Raw genomic sequence first — 16,722 nt, 5'->3', positions numbered from 1 at the left:
AATTACCGAGAGGACTACGATCCCTGCATGGGCGAGAGGGACCGGACGGACGACCATGTGGCGCGGTGGGCGCCGATCGTGCCCGACCTCGACCCCGACATCGAGGGCGCCGTCACCCGGATGGTCTTCTTCGTGAAGCACATCCGGCAGGTCCGCGAGGAGTTCCTCGCCGCCTCCGGTCTGCAACCGCACGAGTTCGACACGCTCCACGCGCTCGCCGGGCGGCACGGCACCGCCGCGCCCTCGCAGCTCGCCGCCGACCTCGCCATGCCGCCGAACTCGGTCACCGGGCGGCTGGACGCCTTGGAGCGCCGCGGCTTCGTCCGCCGCTCCCCCTCGGCCACCGACCGCCGCCGGGTCGTCGTCGAGCTCACCCCCGCAGGGCGCTCCGCCTGGCGCGACGCCATGGACGGCCTGGGCGTGGAGGAGCACCGCCTGCTCGGCGCCCTCGACCCCGGCGAGCGCCGCACCCTGTCCGACCTCCTCCGCCGAGTAATGCTCCGCGCCGAAGAGGAAACCGACCGCCCCGGCGGCCCTGACAGCTGAGGACCGGGCGGCCTCGCAGACCCCCGCCGCCAGCCGCCCATGCCTTGGACGCCTCGGATACTGACCGGCCCGATGGTGCTAAGGACGAGGCGGCCCCGTAGTTCGCCCGCCTGCGACCGCGCGTGGGCTTTGGGCGCCTCGGAGACCAACTGGGCCGGCGGGACTACGGGGTGAGGACTAGGCGGCCGCGTAGGGCGCCTGCTTGCAGGCGTTCGTGGGCCTTGGACGCTTCGGATAGTGGGAGCACGTCGGCTACGCGGGGGGTGAGGCGGCCCTGGTCTGCGAGACCTGCGAGGTGGGTCAGTTGGGCTGCGTTCGCGCGTATCCACACGCTGTGGACGGTGATGCCGCGTAGCGGGAGCGGGATGGCCGGGCCGGCGTTCACCGCCGCGAACGCCCCGCCGTTGCGGACGGCGTCCAGGGCCGCGACCGAGAGGAGGGCGGCGTCCAGCGCGCCGTCCACACCGCCCGGGACGAGGGCGCGGACGGCGTCGCCCAGGTGCTCGCCGCGCGGGACGAACATCTCCGCGCCGAATCCGCGCACCAGGGCCTCGTCGGAGGCGGAGGCCGCGGCGACGACGCGGAGCCCGCGGTGGGCGGCCAGTTCCACGGCGTATCCGCCGACGGCGCCCGCGGCGCCCGTGACGAGCAGCGTGCCGCCCGCGGGCAGGTCGAGCAGGTCGAGGGCCTGCAGCGCGGTCAGGGCGTTCAGCGGGATCGTCGCCGCCTCCACCGCGGGCACGGACCGCGGGGCGGGGGCGACGGCGTCCGCGTCCAGGACGATCGCGTCAGCGTAGGCGCCCGTCGGGACGTCGAGCCGGTCCTTGAGGCCGATGACCTCGTCGCCGGCGGCGATCCGCGCCACGCCGGGCCCGACCGCGTCGACGGTTCCGGCGACGTCCCAGCCGATGCCCACCGAGGGCCGCGAGCCGAACGGCGGCATCAGTCCCGCGTCGGCCAGCACCCCCGAGCGGGTCGCTGCGTCGACCGGGTTGACCGCCGCGGCCGCCACCCGGATCCGCACCTGACCGGGTCCGGGGACGGGCTCCGGGACGTCGGTGAGCTCCAACGCGTCGGGCCCGCCAGGGGTCCTCACAATGATCGCGCGCATGACGACAACTCCTTAAGGGGTGTGGGTCAGGGGAGAGCCCCGCACCGACCACTTTCGCCGGAACAGCCGCGGGCCGGAAGAAGTTACTTCGGAGTGCGTTCGGTACCCGGAGGTGATCCAGCGGCATGGCCACGATGACGGCGGCGGAGCGGCGCGAGCAGGAGAAGGCGGCGTTCGAGGCCTACATGGACGGGTGCCCCACCCATCAGCTGATGGGGATCATCGGCAACAAATGGAGCATGCTCGTCCTCTCCGACCTGGCGAACGGCGCACGCAGGTACGCCGAGCTCGGCAGGGCCCTTCCGGGCGTGAGCGCCAAGATGCTCACCCAGACGCTCCGCTCCCTGGAGCGGGACGGTTTCGTCGCGCGGAGCGTGACCCCGTCCGTGCCCGTCCAGGTCGAGTACACGCTGACGCTGCTGGGCGAGCGCATCGTGCCCCTGCTCACCTCGATCCAGAAGTGGGCCGGCCGCCACATCGAGGAGATCCACGCGGCGCGCGAGCGCTACGACGCGGCTCCTGCCGTGGCGCCCGGCGGAGGCGGCCGGTAGCCCGATCACGCGGCCGGACGGGCCGGCTCCGGGTACTCCGGCAGCTTGATCGACGTGGCGGCCTGCGTGGTCAGCTTGTTGAGCAGCTTGATGAACGGGCCCGCTGTCAGCACCCGGTAGACCGTCTTGCGGCGGCGCAGCGCGCGCTCGTTCTTCGGGGCGAAGAAGGGCCCGACCCCGCCCGCGACCCGCTGGCACGCGGTGGTGAACTTCTTGATGCTCTTCTCGTAGGCGGCGAACGCGGCGCGGTGGTCGCCGCCCGCCGCGGCCAGCTCGCCCGCGAGGACGTAGGCGCACACGACCGCGAGGCCGGTCCCCATCCCGCCGCAGGTGGCGCCGTAGCCGGCGTCGCCGAGCAGGGCGACCCGCCCCTTCGTCCAGGCGTCCATCCGGACGATGCTGATCGAGTCGCCGTAGAAGTACGGGGCGTCCCACATGTCGCGCATGAGGGCTCCGGTGCGCCAGCCCATGCCGGCGAACCTCTCGGCCACCGCGCGCTTCTGGGCGCCCTGGTCGCGGCGGTGCGGCTCCAGGTCGGCGTCGGCGAAGACGCACATGACGTTCGCGCCGGCCCCGCCGCGGGTCGGGTACACCGACACCCCGCGCCCCACCTCGCTGTAGAGCTTGCCGGTGTCGACGCCGAGCCGGTTCGGCGCCTCGAAGATCGCGACGTGGTACCCGGAGTCCTTCACGAACTGCGACTCGTCGCCGAACGCGAGCCGCCGGACGTTGGAGTGCAGCCCGTCGGCGCCGACGACCAGATCGAAGGTGCGCGGAGCCCCGCGCTCGAAGGTGACGTGCACGCCGTCCGCCGTCTCGGTCATGGACGCGATCGAGTCGCCGAAGACGTACCTGGCGGAGTGCCGGGTCAGCTCGTACAGGAGTTCGGCGAGGTCGCCCCGGTGGATCTCCACGTCCCCGCCGGTGAACGAGTCGGGGAGGCTCACCTGCGTCCGTCCTGCGGCGTCGATGAGGTCGAGCGGGCCGGCGTCGGTCCGCCGCCGCCGGATCTCGTCCAGCACGCCCATCTCCTCCAGCACCCGCATGTGCACCTCGCCGCGGAAGTCGACGGCCTGCCCGCCCGGCCGGATCACCTCCGCCTTCTCCACGACGGTGACGTCGTACCCGTACCGCGCCAGCCAGTAGGCCAGGGACGGGCCCGCGATGCTCGCACCCGAGATCAGCACGCTCTTGCTCATCGTTCTCTCCGTTCGTCGCCGTCGTCGAACAGGAGCTTCGCGGCCCGCCCTGACCGGCCTCGCACCACCGGCTGACCGTCCCCGGCCCGGACTGTCAGCGAGGACCGCGCGGCCGTCTCCGGGCGACCGGCCGCCGCGCTGGGGCCGTCCTGTGAACAGCGGGTTCGAGCGGGGTTCGGATATGGCGATCGCTAGGGTGAGGGCCATGAAGAAGTGGGAGTACGCGACCGTTCCGCTGCTGGTGCACGCGACCAAGCAGATCCTCGACAACTGGGGCCAGGACGGGTGGGAGCTCGTCACCGTCCTGCCGGGCCCGAACCCGGAGAACCTCGTGGCTTACTTCAAGCGCGAAGTCCAGTAGCAGCCCCCGACGCAACCCTCAACGAAGAGGAGCAGCATGAGCACGCCTGAAGAGCGGATCCGCGAGCTCGGGATCGAGCTGCCGGAGGTCGTCCCGCCGGTCGCGTCCTACGTGCCGACGGCGCGGACGGGGTCGCTCGTCTACACCGCCGGCCAGATCCCCCTGGTCAAGGGCGAGCTGGGCGCCACCGGGAAGGTGGGCGCCGAGGTGAGCGCCGAGGAGGCGGCCCGGCAGGCGCGGATCTGCGCGCTGAACGCGATCGCGGCGCTGAAGGCCGAGGTCGGCGAGCTGTCGCGGGTCGTGCGGATCGTGAAGGTCGTCGGGTTCGTCGCCAGCGCGCCGGACTTCACCGGCCAGCCGCAGGTGATCAACGGGGCGAGCGACCTGCTGGCCGAGGTGTTCGGGGACGCGGGCAGGCACGCGCGCAGCGCCGTCGGTGTCGCCGTCCTGCCGCGGGACGTGCCGGTCGAGGTGGAGCTGATCGCCGAGGTCGAGTGAGACCCCGGGCTTGACGGAACGCCATTCGGTATGCCCGAATGACTCGCCATGGGGATCACCAACGGACTCAAGCTGCCCGAATCGTTCCTGGGCCGGGTCGAGGACATCCTGGCGGGCCGGACCGAGCCGGCGCCCGCCAGGGACGCGGCGACCGTGGTCGTGCTGCGCGACCACGACGAGCACGGGCTGCAGGCGTTCATGCTGCGCCGTGTCCGGTCGATGGCGTTCGCGCCCGGCGCCTACGTGTTCCCCGGCGGTTCGGTCGACCCGCGCGACGGGGAGGCGGCGCTGGGCTGGTCCGGGCCGTCCCCCGCCGAGTGGGGCAAGGCGTTCGACGCCGACGAGACGCTGGCCCGCGAGCTGGTCTGCGCGGCGGTCCGGGAGACGTTCGAGGAGACGCTCGTGCTGCTCGCCGGGCCGACCGCCGAGACGGTGGTGGACGACACGCGCGGCGATGACTGGGAGGCCGACCGGCAGGCGCTGCTGGACCGCTCCCGGTCGTTCGGCGGGTTCCTCGACCGGCGGGGGCTCGTGCTGCGCTCGGACCTGCTCCGCCCATGGGCGCACTGGATCACCCCGAAGATCGAGCCGAAGCGCTACGACACCCGCTTCTTCGTCGCCGCGATGCCGGCGGGGCAGCGGGCGCGGGACGTCAGCACCGAGGCCGACCAGGTCGCCTGGGTGCGCCCGGCGGAGGCGGCCGAGCGGGCCGCGCGCGGCGAGTGGATGATGCTCCCGCCCACCGTGGCGACGCTGGCGGAGCTGGCCGAGTTCGAGACGGTGGCCGACGTGCTGGCCGCGCAGCGCGAGATCGTCGTGTACGAGCCGGCCGCGGAGATCGTCGACGGCGACGCGTACCTGGTGCTGCCCGAGGACGTCGCGCGGCACTACCCGCAGGGGTGACGAGGTGCCCCGCCGGGTGCCGCTGAGCCAGGCCGTCCTGTGGCGGCTGGCGGGCACCTCCGCGCTCCGGCGGCTGGAGCGGCTCGGCTGGAACCCGGCCCGCCACCCCGATCGGGCCTCGGGCAGGATGGGGGATATGACGGAGATCGACGGGATGGGTACCGAACGGGCGACCTGCGTGCTCGCCCCGAACCCGTCCGCCATGACCCTGGACGGCACCAACACCTGGATCATCGCCGAGCCCGGGGCGGCCGAGGCCGTCGTCGTCGACCCCGGTCCGAAGGACGGCGAGCACCTCCGGCGCGTCCTCGGCACGGTGGAGGCCCAGGGTCGGCGGGTCGGTCTCGTCCTGCTCACGCACGGGCACCCCGACCACTCGGCGGGCGCCGGGAAGTTCGCGAAGCTGGCGGGCGGCGGGGTGAAGGTGCGGGCGCTCGACCCCCGGCACCGGCTCGGTGAGGAGGGCCTCGCCGAGGGCGACGTGGTCACCACGGGCGGCCTGGAGCTGCGGATCATGGAGACGCCGGGGCACAGCCACGACTCGCTGACGTTCTGGCTCCCGGCCGACGGCGCCGTCCTCACCGGCGACACCGTCCTCGGGTACGGGACGACCGTGCTGGAGGGGAGGCTCGGCGACTACATCGGCTCGCTGGACCGGCTCCGCCGGTTCTCCGCCGACGTGGAGGCCGCGACGATCCTCCCGGGTCACGGGCCCAAGCTGGACGACCCCATCGCCGTCCTCGACCGCTACATCGACCACCGCCGCGAGCGCCTCGCCCAGGTCGAGGCCGCCGTCGCCGCGGGCGCGCGCACCGCGCGGGAGGTCGTCGAGCGCGTCTACGCCGACGTGGACAGGTCGCTCTGGCCCGCGGCCGAGTGGTCGGTCCAGTCCCAGCTCGACTACCTCGCCGAGCGTGGGGCTGTCTGACCGGTCCGCTACTTGGAGCGCTTGCGCAGGCGCTCGATGTCGAGGATCACGACGGCGCGGGCCTCGATGCGCAGCCAGTTGCGCTGGGCGAAGTCTGCGAGGGCCTTGTTGACCGTCTCGCGGGACGCGCCGACGAGCTGCGCCAGCTCCTCCTGGGTGAGGTCGTGGTGGACGTGCAGGCCCGCCTCGGACGGCTGGCCGAACCGCTCGGCGAGGTCGAGCAGCGCCTTGGCGACGCGGCCGGGCACGTCGGTGAAGACGAGGTCGGCCATCACGTCGTTGGTCTTGCGGAGCCGCTGCGCGAGCGCGCGGAGCAGCTGGACGGCGACCTCGGGGTGGCCGGTGAGCCAGGGGCGCAGGTCGTCGTGGCCGAGGCCGGCGAGGCGGCACTCGGTGACCGCGATGGCGCTCGCGGTGCGGGGGCGCGGGTCGAACAGCGACAGCTCGCCGAACATCTCGCTCGGGCCGAGCACGCTCAGCAGGTTCTCCCTGCCGTCCGGCGCGGTCCTGGTCAGCTTGATCTTGCCTTCGAGGACGACGTAGAGCCGGTCCCCGGTCTCGCCCTCGTTGAACAGCGTCTGCCCGCGGGCGAGGCGGACCTCGGTCACGTTGGCGCGCAGCGCCTTGGCGCCCTGCTCGTCGAGCGCCTCGAAGAGCGGGGCTCTGCTCAGAACGTCCACGTCGCGATCGGTCACGCTATTCCTCCTCGAACACCTACTCCTAGTGTGACGCACGTCCCACCGCGGACGTGAAGGCAGGGTCACGGCGCGCCGAAACGGGGACCGGGGTGATCCGCCCCGCGGGGCGGCCGCGGTCCCGTTCGCCCAGTGTACGGACCGCCGGGTGAATGCCGTCACACCGGTCTCATCACCTGTTATGGGATGTCCCGGGCAGGGTAGCGGCCGTGCCTTAACCTGAGTTGATGCAGTCGTCCGAGCCCCGGCCCACCCCGCGCCGCCTGCCCCGGGGCCGTCACGCGCTGTCGCGCTCGGAGGTCGAGCGGGTGCACCGCGACCGGTTGTGCGGCGCCATGGCGGCGGCGATGGCGGAGAAGGGGTTCGTCGGGACGTCGGTCGAGGACGTCCTGAAGCGGGCCCGGGTGTCCCGGCAGAGCTTCTACGCGCTGTTCTCGTCCAAGCTCGACTGCTTCATGACCGCGTTCGACCAGGCGGGCGTGCTGCTGTTCCGCCGGTTGGAGACGGCGATGCAAGAGCAGGAGGAGGGCGACGCGGCCGAACGGGGGGCGGCGGAGGGCGAGGGCGACGCGGCCGAACTGTTCGAGCGCGTCTTCACCGCCTACCTGGAGGCGCTGGCGTCCGAACCCGCGTACGCGCGGCTCTTCCTGGTGGAGGTCTACGCGGCGGGCCCGGAGGCCGTCCGGCGGCGTACGCGCATCCAGCGCGACCTGGCGGGGAGCCTCGCCGACCTCATGGGCGTGACGAGCGACGCCGGCCGGTTCGCGTGCGAGGTCATCGTGGCGGCGGTGAGCTCGATGGTGACCCCGGCCGTGGCGGCGGGCGACATGGAGGCGCTGCGCGCGATCAGGGGTCCGGTCATCGAGCACGTGCGGCTCCTGCTGCGCTCGGGCGTCCTGGACGGCTGATCCGCACCAGCGTGGTCGCGGTGCCGTGCGCGGACGGGAGCGTGAAGGTGAGCCGCCCGGACGGCCCGGCGGTGGTCGTGATGGTCTTGTGCGTCCTCCCGCGCGTCACGCCGATGACGAGGCGTGCGCCGGGACGGTAGGACGCGGGCGTCGTGACGGTGGCGGTCCCGGCGGCGCGCAGGGCGAACCCGCTCGGGGAGGCGTCCGACAGCACGCTGAACTGCTGGGCCTTCGGCCGCCTGAGCGAGATCGTCCAGCCCCACTGCGACCAGGCCGGGTCGATCGACCGGTAGGAGACCGTCGCGGGCGGGCGCGGCGGGGCGGCGAACGTGCGCATCAGCGGGCCCATGTGCCGCCGCAGGTCGCGGGCCCAGTACGGGAAGGTGTGGGTGCCGAGCACGTAGTCGTCGTAGCGGCTCGGGATCTCCAGCGCGTCCAGCCGCCGGTGGAAGCTGACGGTCGAGGCGTGCGTCAGGGCCTCGATGCCGATCGCGGCCGGGTCCGGGACGGGCGGGTCGAACGGCCCCGGGACGCCGGTGGCGGTGCGGAGCTCCAGCCGCATCCCGCGCAGGTTGGGTGCGAGGGTCGCCGGGTCGTGGCCGCGCCAGTTGATCGCGTTGGCGAGCCGGGAGCCGAAGATCGCGTCGGGGTGCACGCCGTCCTCGACGGCCGCGATGTAGGACACGACGCCGGTAGCGCCGACGGAGACGACCGGGTCGTAGGCGATGTCGGGCGCGCCCGAGAAGGACGCGGCGGACACGAACAGGGCGGGGTGCCGGGCGGCGTAGCTCATCGCGCCGAACCCGCCCTGCGACAGCCCCGCGACGGCCCTGCCCTCCCGCCGGGGCACGGTGCGCAGGTTGCGGTCGATCCAGGGGATGAGCTGGTCGACGTGGAAGGTCTCCCACTTCGACGGTCCGAGTGCGGTGCGCGGGTCGGCCCAGTCGGTGAACCAGCCGCCGCCGTTGCCGTCGAAGCCCGCGTCCGGCATCACGGTGATCAGCGGCCGTCCGGCGGTCGTCTTCTCGGCGTCGCCGCGGTCGACCCAGTCGGAGGCGCGTCCGCCCGTCCCGTGGAACAGGTAGAGGACGGGGAAGCGCGCGTCGGGGCGCCGGTCGTAGCCGGTCGGCAGCAGGACGCGGACGTCCACGGCCCGGCCCAGCGCGGCCGTCCTGACGCGCAGCGCGTACTGGCGGTCGTCTATGCGTCGCACGCTCACGACATGGATGCCGCCGGAGTCGCTGAAGCGGACCGCAGGCCCGGCCGCGCGGGCGGGCGTGGCGAGTCCGGTGGAGGTCACCGCCAGGGTCAGCGTGATCACGAGGGCTCGGGTGCGCATGGGGGGACCTCCTGGACGTGCCGGTCGGACGTTCCGGTCAGCGGCCTCCGGCGGGGCGGCGGGGCCGGTCGGGCTGGACGCGCAGCGCGGTGATCACGGTCGCGAGCATCTCGTAGTGGGCGGCCAGCATGGTCAGCTCGACGCACTCGCCCTCGGTGAGGTGGGCGCGGAGCCGCGTCCAGGTCTCGTCGTCGAGGCCCTGCTCGGTGTGGAGGCGGTCGGCGGCGGCGAGGATCGCCCGCTCGCGGGGCGTCCAGCCTTCGGCGTCCGGGCCGGACTGGACGCGTTCCACGTCCGGCTCGCGCACGCCCGCGCGGCGCGCGAGCCGGACGTGGTGGTCGAACTCGTAGCGGCAGTCGCGCAGGTGGGCGACGCGGAGGATCACGAGTTCGGTGTCCCGGCGCGGCAGGGTGCCGCCGGGCATGAGCCGCCCGGCGAACCACAGCCAGCCGCGGAACAGCCCGCGGCGGCGCGCCAGGGTCAGGAACAGGTTCGGCGGCCCGGTCCCGGCGGCCCGGCCCGCGACGCGGCAGGCGAGCCAGTTGACCACTCCCACCTCGCGGAGGCCGCCGGGAGTGGCGCGGGGCGCCGTCACCGCTCGGGCTCCGGCTGCGGCGTGGTCAGCTCGACCCGCTCGCGCCTCGCGACCTCCAGGATGTCGCGGAGCCCGCGCTGCACGACGCGGTCGGCGACCGGCTGCACGGCCATCCGGACCGGGAGGACGCCGCCCACCCACCAGGGGGCGACGATCCGCCTGGACCGGCGGGCGATCCCGCGTTCCAGCGCGTCGATCCCGACCTTCAGCGGCGCGACGCCGAAGACCATGCTGCCCTTGGGCGTCGCCTCCATCAGGGCGGACGCGGCCTCGGTCCCGAACCCCCGGCGCGTCATGTCGGTGTCCAGTTCGGCGAAGTACGCCACGCCGGCCTTCCCGCCCCACGGACGCAGTTCGGCCCGCAGCGTGTTTCCCAGCGCCTCCACGGCGGCCTTGGACGCGCTGTAGGCGCCGAGGAGAGGCGCGTTGACGGCCGCGGCCAGAGATGACACGACCAGGGCGTAGCCGCGCTCGTGGCTGATGTAGGGCCCGGCCGCGCGGACCGTGTTGTAGACGCCCAGCACGTTCACCCGCAGGCTCTGCTCCATGACGGACGGGTCGCCGCCTATGACCGGCATCTGCGCGGCCACGCCCGCGTTGGCGACGACCACGTCCAGGCCGCCCAGTTCCTGGACGGCGCTGTTCACGACGTCCTCGACCGTGCCGCGGTCGGTCACGTCGCACGTCCACCAGGGGGCGTCCCCGCACTCGGCGGCGACGGCGGAGAGGAGCTCGGGCTCCAGGCCGGCGAGCGCCACGCGCGCGCCGCGTTCGTGCAGGCGGGCGGCGAGCGCGGCGCCGATGCCCCGCGCGGCGCCGGTGATCAGCACGCGCCGTCCGGCGAGGGTCGCCGTCCAGCGCGAGGAGTCGAGCATCATGCGGTGACCCTAACACTGGGGAACAGACATGTCTTTTTAAGATTGCCTACAAAACGCCGTAATGCACGCGAAAGGTAGATGTCTCCACGTGTGGGGAGCAAGTGACCTCTGAAGGTTGTGGTGAGATGCGAGCCTTAGGTTGGATGGCGCGGTGGTAGCGGGCGTGGGAACGCGGCCGGACGCCGACCTTCTGGCGGCCGCCGGAGAGGGTGACGAGGCGGCGTCGGACGAGCTTTTCCGGCGGCACCACACGGCGGTCCTGCGGTACGCGCGCGGGCTGGTCCGCGACCAGCACCTCGCGGAGGACCTGACGAGCGAGGCGTTCACCCGCACGTTCGCGGCGATGCGCCAGGGCGGCGGTCCCCGGGAGGCCTGCCGTCCCTACCTCTACACGGTCGTGCGGAACACGGCCGTCGACTGGGCCCGCGGCGCCCGCCGCACCGTCGTGACCGACGAGGTCGCCGAATGGGCGTCGGCGCCCGAGGACGAGCCGCCGGACCTCGACGAGCTGGACGCGCTCGTCCGCGCCTTCCGGTCGCTGCCCGAACGATGGCAGACCGTCCTCTGGTACACGGTCATCGAGGACGAGCCCGTCGGGCAGGTCGCGGAGCTGCTCGGCATGGAGAAGGGCGCCGTCTCCCAGCTCGCGTTCCGCGCGCGTGAGGGGCTCCGGCAGGCGTTCCTCGCGGCCGGCTCCGGAGGGCGCCCCGAATGCGCCGAGTTCACCGCCCAGCTCGCCGCGAGCGTCCGCCGTCCCGGCCGCCGCCGCAGCCGGGCCCTGCGGCAGCACCTGGAGTCCTGCGAGGAGTGCAGGCGGGCGTCCCGGGAGATGGCCGACCTGAACGGGCGGCTGCGGCGCGCCCTGCCGATCGGCGCCGTCCTGCTGGGGGCTCCGTCGGCGTCGCTCGGCTCGCTCGGTTCCCTGGCCCCGGCGGCGTCCCTGCCCGGATGGGCCCTTCCGGCCGCGGTGGCCGGGGGCGTCGCCACGGGTAGCGCGATCATCCTGTTCACCGTGGTCGGCGGAGGTCCGGGGGAGAGCCCGCACGCCGCGCCGCCTCCCGCGACGGCCGTCCCGTCCAGCTCGGCCCCGGATCGCGTCCCCCGGCCCGACTACACCGTCGGCAAGCGGTCCACCGACGGCGGCCGGGGCTCGGGCGGCGCCGGTGCGGGGGCCGGCGCGGGACCCTTCCACGTGCGGAACACGACCCTGCAATCGTGCCTGGCGCCCAGCGGCACGTCGGTCGTGCAGCGCTCTTGCTCCGACCCCGCGACCGGGTGGAAGCGCAGGAACACCTCCGGCGGCTTCACCCTGGTGAGCAGCTCCACCGGCGGATGCATGGCCCGGGGCGCGCCCGCCCCGGGCGTGCCCTGGGAGGGCGGCAGCGAATACTCGGTGGTCATGGCCCCCTGCGGGGGCGGGCACCAGGTCTGGAAACTCGTGCGGTTCGCGCCCACGGTCTATCGCCTCGCCAACGGCGACGGCTACTACCTCCAGGCGAGCTGGTCGGGCCTGAGACCGGTGACGCTGAAACCGTCCTCCTACGCGGGCATGGCGGCCCAGGGATGGGCCGTCGAGGCCGCGGGCTGACCGCATCCGGGTCACCCGTAGCCGAGGTCGTCGCGCGCGGCCGCCGGCTCGGGGTTGAGGGCCAGCCATGCGCGCAGGGCCATGTGGAGCTCCAGCCGGTCCGACGACGCCTCCACGGCGTCCCCGAACAGGTCGTCGAGCTGCCGCAGCCGGTACCGGACGGTCTGCGGATGCAGGTGCAGATGGCCTGCCACCTCCGTGGCGTTGAACCCGTGCTCCAGGCAGGCCAGCAGCGTCTCGGCGAGCCGGTAGCGCTGTGCAGGGCGTGCGCGCAGCAGCGGCGCCAGCCGCCGTGCGATCACCTTCTCCACGAGCGCCCGCTCCCGCATCATCACCAGGATCGGCATGTGCCGCTCGGCCGGAATGGGCGAGGCGCCGCTGATCAGGCCCTGGCAGGCCAGCTCCAGGGTCTCGCGCGCCAGCCGCAGGGACGTGCCGACCTCGTCGACCCCGACCGCCGGGCCGATCGCGGCCGTCCAGCCGTGCAGCTGCCGCTCCAGCATCCGGGTGCGGCCGGGGCCCTCCGGGTCGGGGACGACCAGGCACGGCTCCCCCAGGTGCAGGCCCGGCAGGACGTCCGGGGGCAGCGCCGGATGCCGCGCGTCCGGGCCGTTCTCGCGGAGGGCGACGACCGCGAGCGTGCGCGGCGGCGCCCAGTCCGCCTCGCGCGCGGCCTCCTTCAGCTCCGCGGAGGAGGCCCCGTTCAGCAGCAGGTCGAGCAGGTGCCGGCGGTGCTCCTGGCGGGCGCCCGCGGCCCGAGCGGCGGCGTCCGCGTGGCCCTCCGCGACGATCGCGGCCACCTGGTTCACGTAGTCGAGCGCCGCGTTGGCGATGGCCGCGATCGTCGCCGGGCTCATCCGGTGGCCGACCCGCTCCGCGCGCTCGGCGAGCCGCTCGACGCCCAGGCCCGTCCCGATCCGCGTCGCCGCCTGCCAGGAGTCCAGCGTCCGTCCCTCGCTGGCCTCGCCGACCCCGACCTGCCGCCAGAACTCCGCGACCTCCGCCGACGGGGCGGCGGGGTCGGCCATCAGCTCCAGGAAGTGGTCGATGGCGCGCTCCACGCACACCTGCACCGCCTTGGCGTAGCGGTGGTCGTGCGGCCGGAAGAACTCCGGCAGCCGCCGCTCGATCCGGCACACCGCCTCCGCGGCGATGTCCGGAACGTGCTCGCGAAGATCGCCCGCGATCCGGGCGGCGCCCTCGAACGACAGGTCGAGCTCGATCCGGCGCACCGGAAGGCGGACCACCTGGCTGAGGTCGGACATGAGATCTCCTTCGGGGGACGTCGTGCCCGTTGGAGACGGCGCGCCCCCTTCCTCATTACGGGGTTCGACGCGACTTTCCCTCGGCCGGAACCGGGGCGCGAGGCTCTAGGCTGGCCGGTATGGCGACGGAGGCGACCCCGAAGGCGCGGGCCCGCAAGTGGAAGGACGAGACGCGGCTTGGGCTGGTCCGGCGGGCGCGCCGGATGAACCGGATCCTGGCCGAGACCTACCCGGACGCGCACTGCGAGCTGGACTTCGGCACCCCCTTCCAGCTCCTGGTCGCCACCGTGCTGTCGGCGCAGACCACCGACGTGCGGGTGAACCTGACCACCCCGGCGCTGTTCGCCAAGTACCCCGCCCCGGAGGACCTGGCCGCCGCCGACCCCGAGGACGTCGAGGCGATCCTGAAGCCCACCGGCTTCTTCCGCGCCAAGACCAAGTCGGTCATGGGGCTGTCGGCCGCGCTGCGCGACCAGTTCGGCGGCGAGGTCCCCGGGCGCCTCGAAGACCTCGTCAAGCTGCCCGGCGTCGGGCGCAAGACGGCCAACGTCGTCCTGGGGAACGCGTTCGACGTCCCCGGCATCACCGTCGACACCCACTTCGGCCGCCTGGCCCGGCGCTTCGGATGGACGACCGAGGACGACCCCGTGAAGGTCGAGGAGGAGATCGGCTCCCTCATCCCGCGCAAGGACTGGACCATGCTGTCCCACCGGCTGATCTGGCACGGCCGCCGGATGTGCCACGCGCGCCGTCCCGCCTGCGGGGTGTGCCCGCTGGCGCGGCTGTGCCCGTCCTTCGGCGAGGGGCCGACGGACGAGGAGACGGCGCGCAAGCTCGTCAAGCCCGGACCGTTCTCGTGACCGAGCCCGTTCTCGTGACCGAGCCCGTTCCGCCGCCCGCGCCGGGAAGGAACGCGGCCGCCGCGGGGTTGGGACGATCGTGACCGACACCGCCCCCGGCCGGCCCGCCTGGCTCGACCGCTTCTGCGCCGAGGCGCCGAGGCTTCCGGTGCCGCCCGTGTTCCGGCCCGTCCCCACCGCCCGCGCCGCCGCCGTCCTCATCCTGTTCGGCGAAGGGCCGAGCGGCCCGGACGTCCTGCTCACCGAGCGCGCCGCCACCCTCAACAAGCACGCGGGGCAGCCCGCCTTCCCCGGCGGCCGCATCGACCCCGAGGACGACGGCCCGGTCGCCGCGGCGCTGCGGGAGGCGTGGGAGGAGACCGGCGTCGAACCGTCCGGCGTGGACGTGCTGTGCACGCTGCCCGAGCTCTACCTGTCGCACAGCCGGCACCGGGTCACGCCCGTCGCCGGCTGGTGGCGCGAGCCGTCGGAGGTCGCGCCCGGCCATCCCGGGGAGGTCGCGATGGTCGCGCGGGTCCCGATCAGCGAGCTGGTCGACCCTGAGAACCGGGTGATGGTCCGGCACCCGTCCGGGCTCACGGACGGCCCGGCGTTCCACGTCCGCGACATGCTCGTCTGGGGGTTCACGGCCGCGCTGCTGACCCGGGTGCTGGACGCGGGCGGCTGGAACCGGCCCTGGGACACCTCCAGAGTCGAAGATCTTCCGCGGGAGGTTCTGGACCTCGCCGCGCGCGAGTGAGCGCCTCGTCGTTTCCCACGAAATCGCCCCGCCCGCCCGCCGCCGGCCCGTCCGCAGGTCAGATGCCCGTTCGCGGTGCGCAGGGGCACGGTGACGGCCGCGTGTCACCCCCCGCGGCTATCCGGCGCGCCCCAAACTGGTCCATCGAGGGGACGTGAACCGGCGGCGCGGCCCTATACGGTGAAGCGGTGCTGGACGACCACGTTCTCGATCTGATCCTGCTCGTGCTCGTCGTGCTGTTCGGAGTCTCGGGCTACCGGCAGGGCTTCATCGTGAGCCTGCTGAGCTTCGTCGGCTTCGTCGGCGGCGGGGTCATCGGGGTCCTGATCGCGCCGCCGATCGCCGAGGCCGCGGTGGACGGCGCCGCGCAGCAGGCGCTGCTCGCCATCGTGGTCGCGTTCCTGGCCGCCACGCTCGGGCAGCTCGTCGCCTCGTCCGTCGGCGCCGTCCTGCGCAACCGGGTGACCGGGATGAACGCCCGCACCGCCGACGCCGTCGGCGGCACGTTCGTGAGCGCGCTGTCGCTGCTGATCGTCGCCTGGTTCTTCGGCAGCCTGGTCGCCAACTCCGAGTTCCAGCCCGTCCGGACGCAGGTCAAGGGCTCCTCGATCATCAAGGGCATCAACGACGTGATGCCCTCGCAGGCGCAGACGTGGTTCACCTCGTTCCAGGGGTTCGTGAAGAGCAGCGAGTTCCCGCAGGTCTTCAACGGACTCGGCGGCGAGTCGGTGGTGCAGGTGCCGCCGCCGGACGAGTCCGTCCTCAACACCCGGGGCCTCCAGGCCGCGAAGAAGAGCATCGTGAAGGTGGTCAGCACGGCGCCGCAGTGCCAGCGCCGCATCGAGGGCACCGGGTTCGTGTTCGCGCCCCAGCACATCATGACCAACGCGCACGTCGTCGCGGGCGCGCGCGGCTCCTCGGTGGTCGCGACGAAGGACGGCGACACCAGCCGCGGGCGGGTCGTGCTGTACGACCCGAAGCGCGACATCGCCGTCCTGTACGTGCCGGGGCTGCGGGCGCCGGTGCTGGAGTTCGCCAAGGAGGCCCGCGTCCGGGACAGCGCGATCATCGCCGGGTTCCCGAAGAACCAGCCCTTCAAGCCCGAGGCGGCGCGGATCCGCGCCCGGCAGACGGCCCGCGGACCCGACATCTACCACTCCGGCCAGGTCAGCCGCGAGATCTACGCCATCCGCGGCAAGGTCGAGCCGGGCAACTCGGGCGGGCCGCTGCTGTCCACCGACGGCCGCGTCTACGGCGTCATCTTCGCCGCGGCGCTGGACACGCCGTCCACCGGCTACGCGCTCACCGCGGCGGAGGTCGCGCCCGACGCCCGCGCGGGCGCCACCGCCACGACGCCGGTGTCCACGCAGAGCTGCTCTGACTAGCCGCGCTGCTCTGTATCGGGGCTCGTGAGGCGTAGGGCGATGGGGCCGTCCTGGGGCTCCTTGGCCAGACCCCGTGCCCGCTGGACGATTCCCCGCACGTCGATGCCGTACGGAGGGGCGTCCTGGTACGGGACGATCCGGTCGGCGGCGCGGCTCAGGAGGGCTTCGGCGCCGCGTGCGTTGCCGCGGCGGAGATGGGTTATCCCCACGGCGACCTGGGCGAGGCCCCGCCACAGCTCCCGTTCGGGCTCTGACGCGGCCTTCCAGACCGCTTCCAGTACCTCGTGGGCGTGGAAGGGGCGATCGGCGTCCAGGAGGCGCTGGGCCTCCGCCAGGGCCTCTTGCGGGGGCATGTCGATGTCGTCCGGCATCG

General features: G+C 73.6%; 19 protein-coding genes. 11 read left to right on the top strand and 8 right to left on the bottom strand.

Annotated features, from left to right (window positions below):
• Positions 1-27: 27 nt before the first annotated feature.
• Entirely contained in the window at positions 28-546 is a 519-nt protein-coding gene (locus AB0C21_RS07915; RefSeq protein ID WP_500203278.1) for a MarR family winged helix-turn-helix transcriptional regulator, read from the top strand.
• Between the two features lie 163 nt (positions 547-709).
• Here AB0C21_RS07915 and AB0C21_RS07910 read toward each other — a convergent pair whose 3' ends face one another.
• Positions 710-1,657 (bottom strand): NADP-dependent oxidoreductase, encoded by a 948-nt coding sequence (locus AB0C21_RS07910; protein WP_500203277.1) that lies wholly within the window; start codon positions 1,655-1,657, stop codon positions 710-712.
• A 125-nt stretch (positions 1,658-1,782) separates the two neighbouring features.
• Between AB0C21_RS07910 and AB0C21_RS07905 the strand changes: the two genes are divergently transcribed.
• On the top strand, positions 1,783-2,208 hold the full coding sequence (locus AB0C21_RS07905; RefSeq protein WP_500203276.1) for a winged helix-turn-helix transcriptional regulator: 426 nt from the start codon (positions 1,783-1,785) through the stop codon (positions 2,206-2,208).
• A gap of 5 nt (positions 2,209-2,213) precedes the next feature.
• Here AB0C21_RS07905 and AB0C21_RS07900 read toward each other — a convergent pair whose 3' ends face one another.
• Positions 2,214-3,407, bottom strand: coding sequence for an FAD-dependent monooxygenase (locus tag AB0C21_RS07900; RefSeq protein WP_500203275.1), 1,194 nt, complete (start codon positions 3,405-3,407; stop codon positions 2,214-2,216).
• 205 nt (positions 3,408-3,612) lie between these two features.
• On the opposite strand from AB0C21_RS07900, the gene sp36 reads away from it, so the two are divergent.
• The 4 genes from sp36 (at position 3,613) to AB0C21_RS07880 (ending at position 6,097) form a co-directional block, all read left to right on the top strand.
• Positions 3,613-3,768, top strand: coding sequence for a Sp36 family protein (gene sp36, locus AB0C21_RS07895; protein ID WP_149264350.1), 156 nt, complete (start codon positions 3,613-3,615; stop codon positions 3,766-3,768).
• Positions 3,769-3,804: 36 nt separating this feature from the next.
• Positions 3,805-4,266, top strand: a complete 462-nt coding sequence (locus AB0C21_RS07890; RefSeq protein WP_149264351.1) for a RidA family protein — start codon at positions 3,805-3,807, stop codon at positions 4,264-4,266.
• A 48-nt stretch (positions 4,267-4,314) separates the two neighbouring features.
• Complete coding sequence (locus AB0C21_RS07885; RefSeq protein ID WP_500203274.1) at positions 4,315-5,169, top strand: NUDIX hydrolase; 855 nt, start codon at positions 4,315-4,317, stop codon at positions 5,167-5,169.
• A 127-nt stretch (positions 5,170-5,296) separates the two neighbouring features.
• Positions 5,297-6,097, top strand: coding sequence for an MBL fold metallo-hydrolase (locus tag AB0C21_RS07880; protein WP_500203320.1), 801 nt, complete (start codon positions 5,297-5,299; stop codon positions 6,095-6,097).
• Between the two features lie 8 nt (positions 6,098-6,105).
• Here the strand turns inward: AB0C21_RS07880 and AB0C21_RS07875 are convergent, their stop codons facing one another.
• Entirely contained in the window at positions 6,106-6,792 is a 687-nt protein-coding gene (locus AB0C21_RS07875) for a Crp/Fnr family transcriptional regulator (RefSeq protein WP_067483689.1), read from the bottom strand.
• 227 nt (positions 6,793-7,019) lie between these two features.
• Between AB0C21_RS07875 and AB0C21_RS07870 the strand changes: the two genes are divergently transcribed.
• A complete protein-coding gene (locus AB0C21_RS07870; RefSeq protein ID WP_500203273.1) occupies positions 7,020-7,700 on the top strand; it encodes a TetR/AcrR family transcriptional regulator in 681 nt (226 codons plus the stop codon).
• Here AB0C21_RS07870 and AB0C21_RS07865 read toward each other — a convergent pair.
• Genes AB0C21_RS07865 through AB0C21_RS07855 form a run of 3 tightly spaced genes read right to left on the bottom strand, consistent with a single transcriptional unit; the run spans position 7,651 to position 10,512 of the window.
• Positions 7,651-9,039, bottom strand: coding sequence for an alpha/beta hydrolase (locus AB0C21_RS07865; protein ID WP_500203272.1), 1,389 nt, complete (start codon positions 9,037-9,039; stop codon positions 7,651-7,653). The two genes, AB0C21_RS07870 and AB0C21_RS07865, sit on opposite strands and share 50 nt — an antisense overlap.
• Before the next feature lie 37 nt (positions 9,040-9,076).
• Positions 9,077-9,634, bottom strand: coding sequence for a carboxymuconolactone decarboxylase family protein (locus tag AB0C21_RS07860; protein WP_500203271.1), 558 nt, complete (start codon positions 9,632-9,634; stop codon positions 9,077-9,079).
• Positions 9,631-10,512, bottom strand: coding sequence for an SDR family NAD(P)-dependent oxidoreductase (locus tag AB0C21_RS07855; RefSeq protein ID WP_500203270.1), 882 nt, complete (start codon positions 10,510-10,512; stop codon positions 9,631-9,633). The genes AB0C21_RS07860 and AB0C21_RS07855 overlap by 4 nt, the downstream gene beginning before the upstream one ends.
• A 163-nt stretch (positions 10,513-10,675) precedes the next feature.
• Here AB0C21_RS07855 and AB0C21_RS07850 point away from each other — a divergent pair, with 163 nt between their 5' ends.
• Positions 10,676-12,100 carry a sigma-70 family RNA polymerase sigma factor gene (locus tag AB0C21_RS07850; RefSeq protein WP_500203269.1) on the top strand — a complete coding sequence of 475 codons (1,425 nt, stop codon included), beginning with the start codon at positions 10,676-10,678 and terminating at the stop codon, positions 12,098-12,100.
• Positions 12,101-12,111: 11 nt separating this feature from the next.
• On the opposite strand, the gene AB0C21_RS07845 is transcribed toward AB0C21_RS07850, so the two are convergent.
• Positions 12,112-13,365 (bottom strand): PucR family transcriptional regulator, encoded by a 1,254-nt coding sequence (locus AB0C21_RS07845; RefSeq protein WP_500203268.1) that lies wholly within the window; start codon positions 13,363-13,365, stop codon positions 12,112-12,114.
• Positions 13,366-13,484: 119 nt separating this feature from the next.
• Here AB0C21_RS07845 and nth point away from each other — a divergent pair, with 119 nt between their 5' ends.
• The 3 genes from nth to AB0C21_RS07830 all read left to right on the top strand — a co-directional run bounded on the left by nth (position 13,485) and on the right by AB0C21_RS07830 (position 16,349).
• Complete coding sequence (nth, locus tag AB0C21_RS07840) at positions 13,485-14,225, top strand: endonuclease III (RefSeq protein ID WP_500203267.1); 741 nt, start codon at positions 13,485-13,487, stop codon at positions 14,223-14,225.
• Between the two features lie 79 nt (positions 14,226-14,304).
• Entirely contained in the window at positions 14,305-14,964 is a 660-nt protein-coding gene (locus AB0C21_RS07835; protein ID WP_500203266.1) for an NUDIX hydrolase, read from the top strand.
• Positions 14,965-15,152: 188 nt separating this feature from the next.
• Positions 15,153-16,349, top strand: a complete 1,197-nt coding sequence (locus AB0C21_RS07830; RefSeq protein WP_500203265.1) for a MarP family serine protease — start codon at positions 15,153-15,155, stop codon at positions 16,347-16,349.
• Here AB0C21_RS07830 and AB0C21_RS07825 read toward each other — a convergent pair.
• Positions 16,346-16,720: a DUF309 domain-containing protein gene (locus AB0C21_RS07825; RefSeq protein WP_235037385.1), complete on the bottom strand. Its 375-nt coding sequence runs from the start codon at positions 16,718-16,720 to the stop codon at positions 16,346-16,348. The genes AB0C21_RS07830 and AB0C21_RS07825 overlap by 4 nt on opposite strands.
• Between the last annotated feature and the right edge of the window lie 2 nt (positions 16,721-16,722).

The sequence above is a fragment of the Spirillospora sp. NPDC049024 genome, assembly GCF_040649235.1.
GTDB lineage: Bacteria > Actinomycetota > Actinomycetes > Streptosporangiales > Streptosporangiaceae > Spirillospora.
The sequence above is the reverse complement of the archived record's forward strand: the minus strand, read 5'-3'. Positions and strand labels throughout refer to the sequence as shown.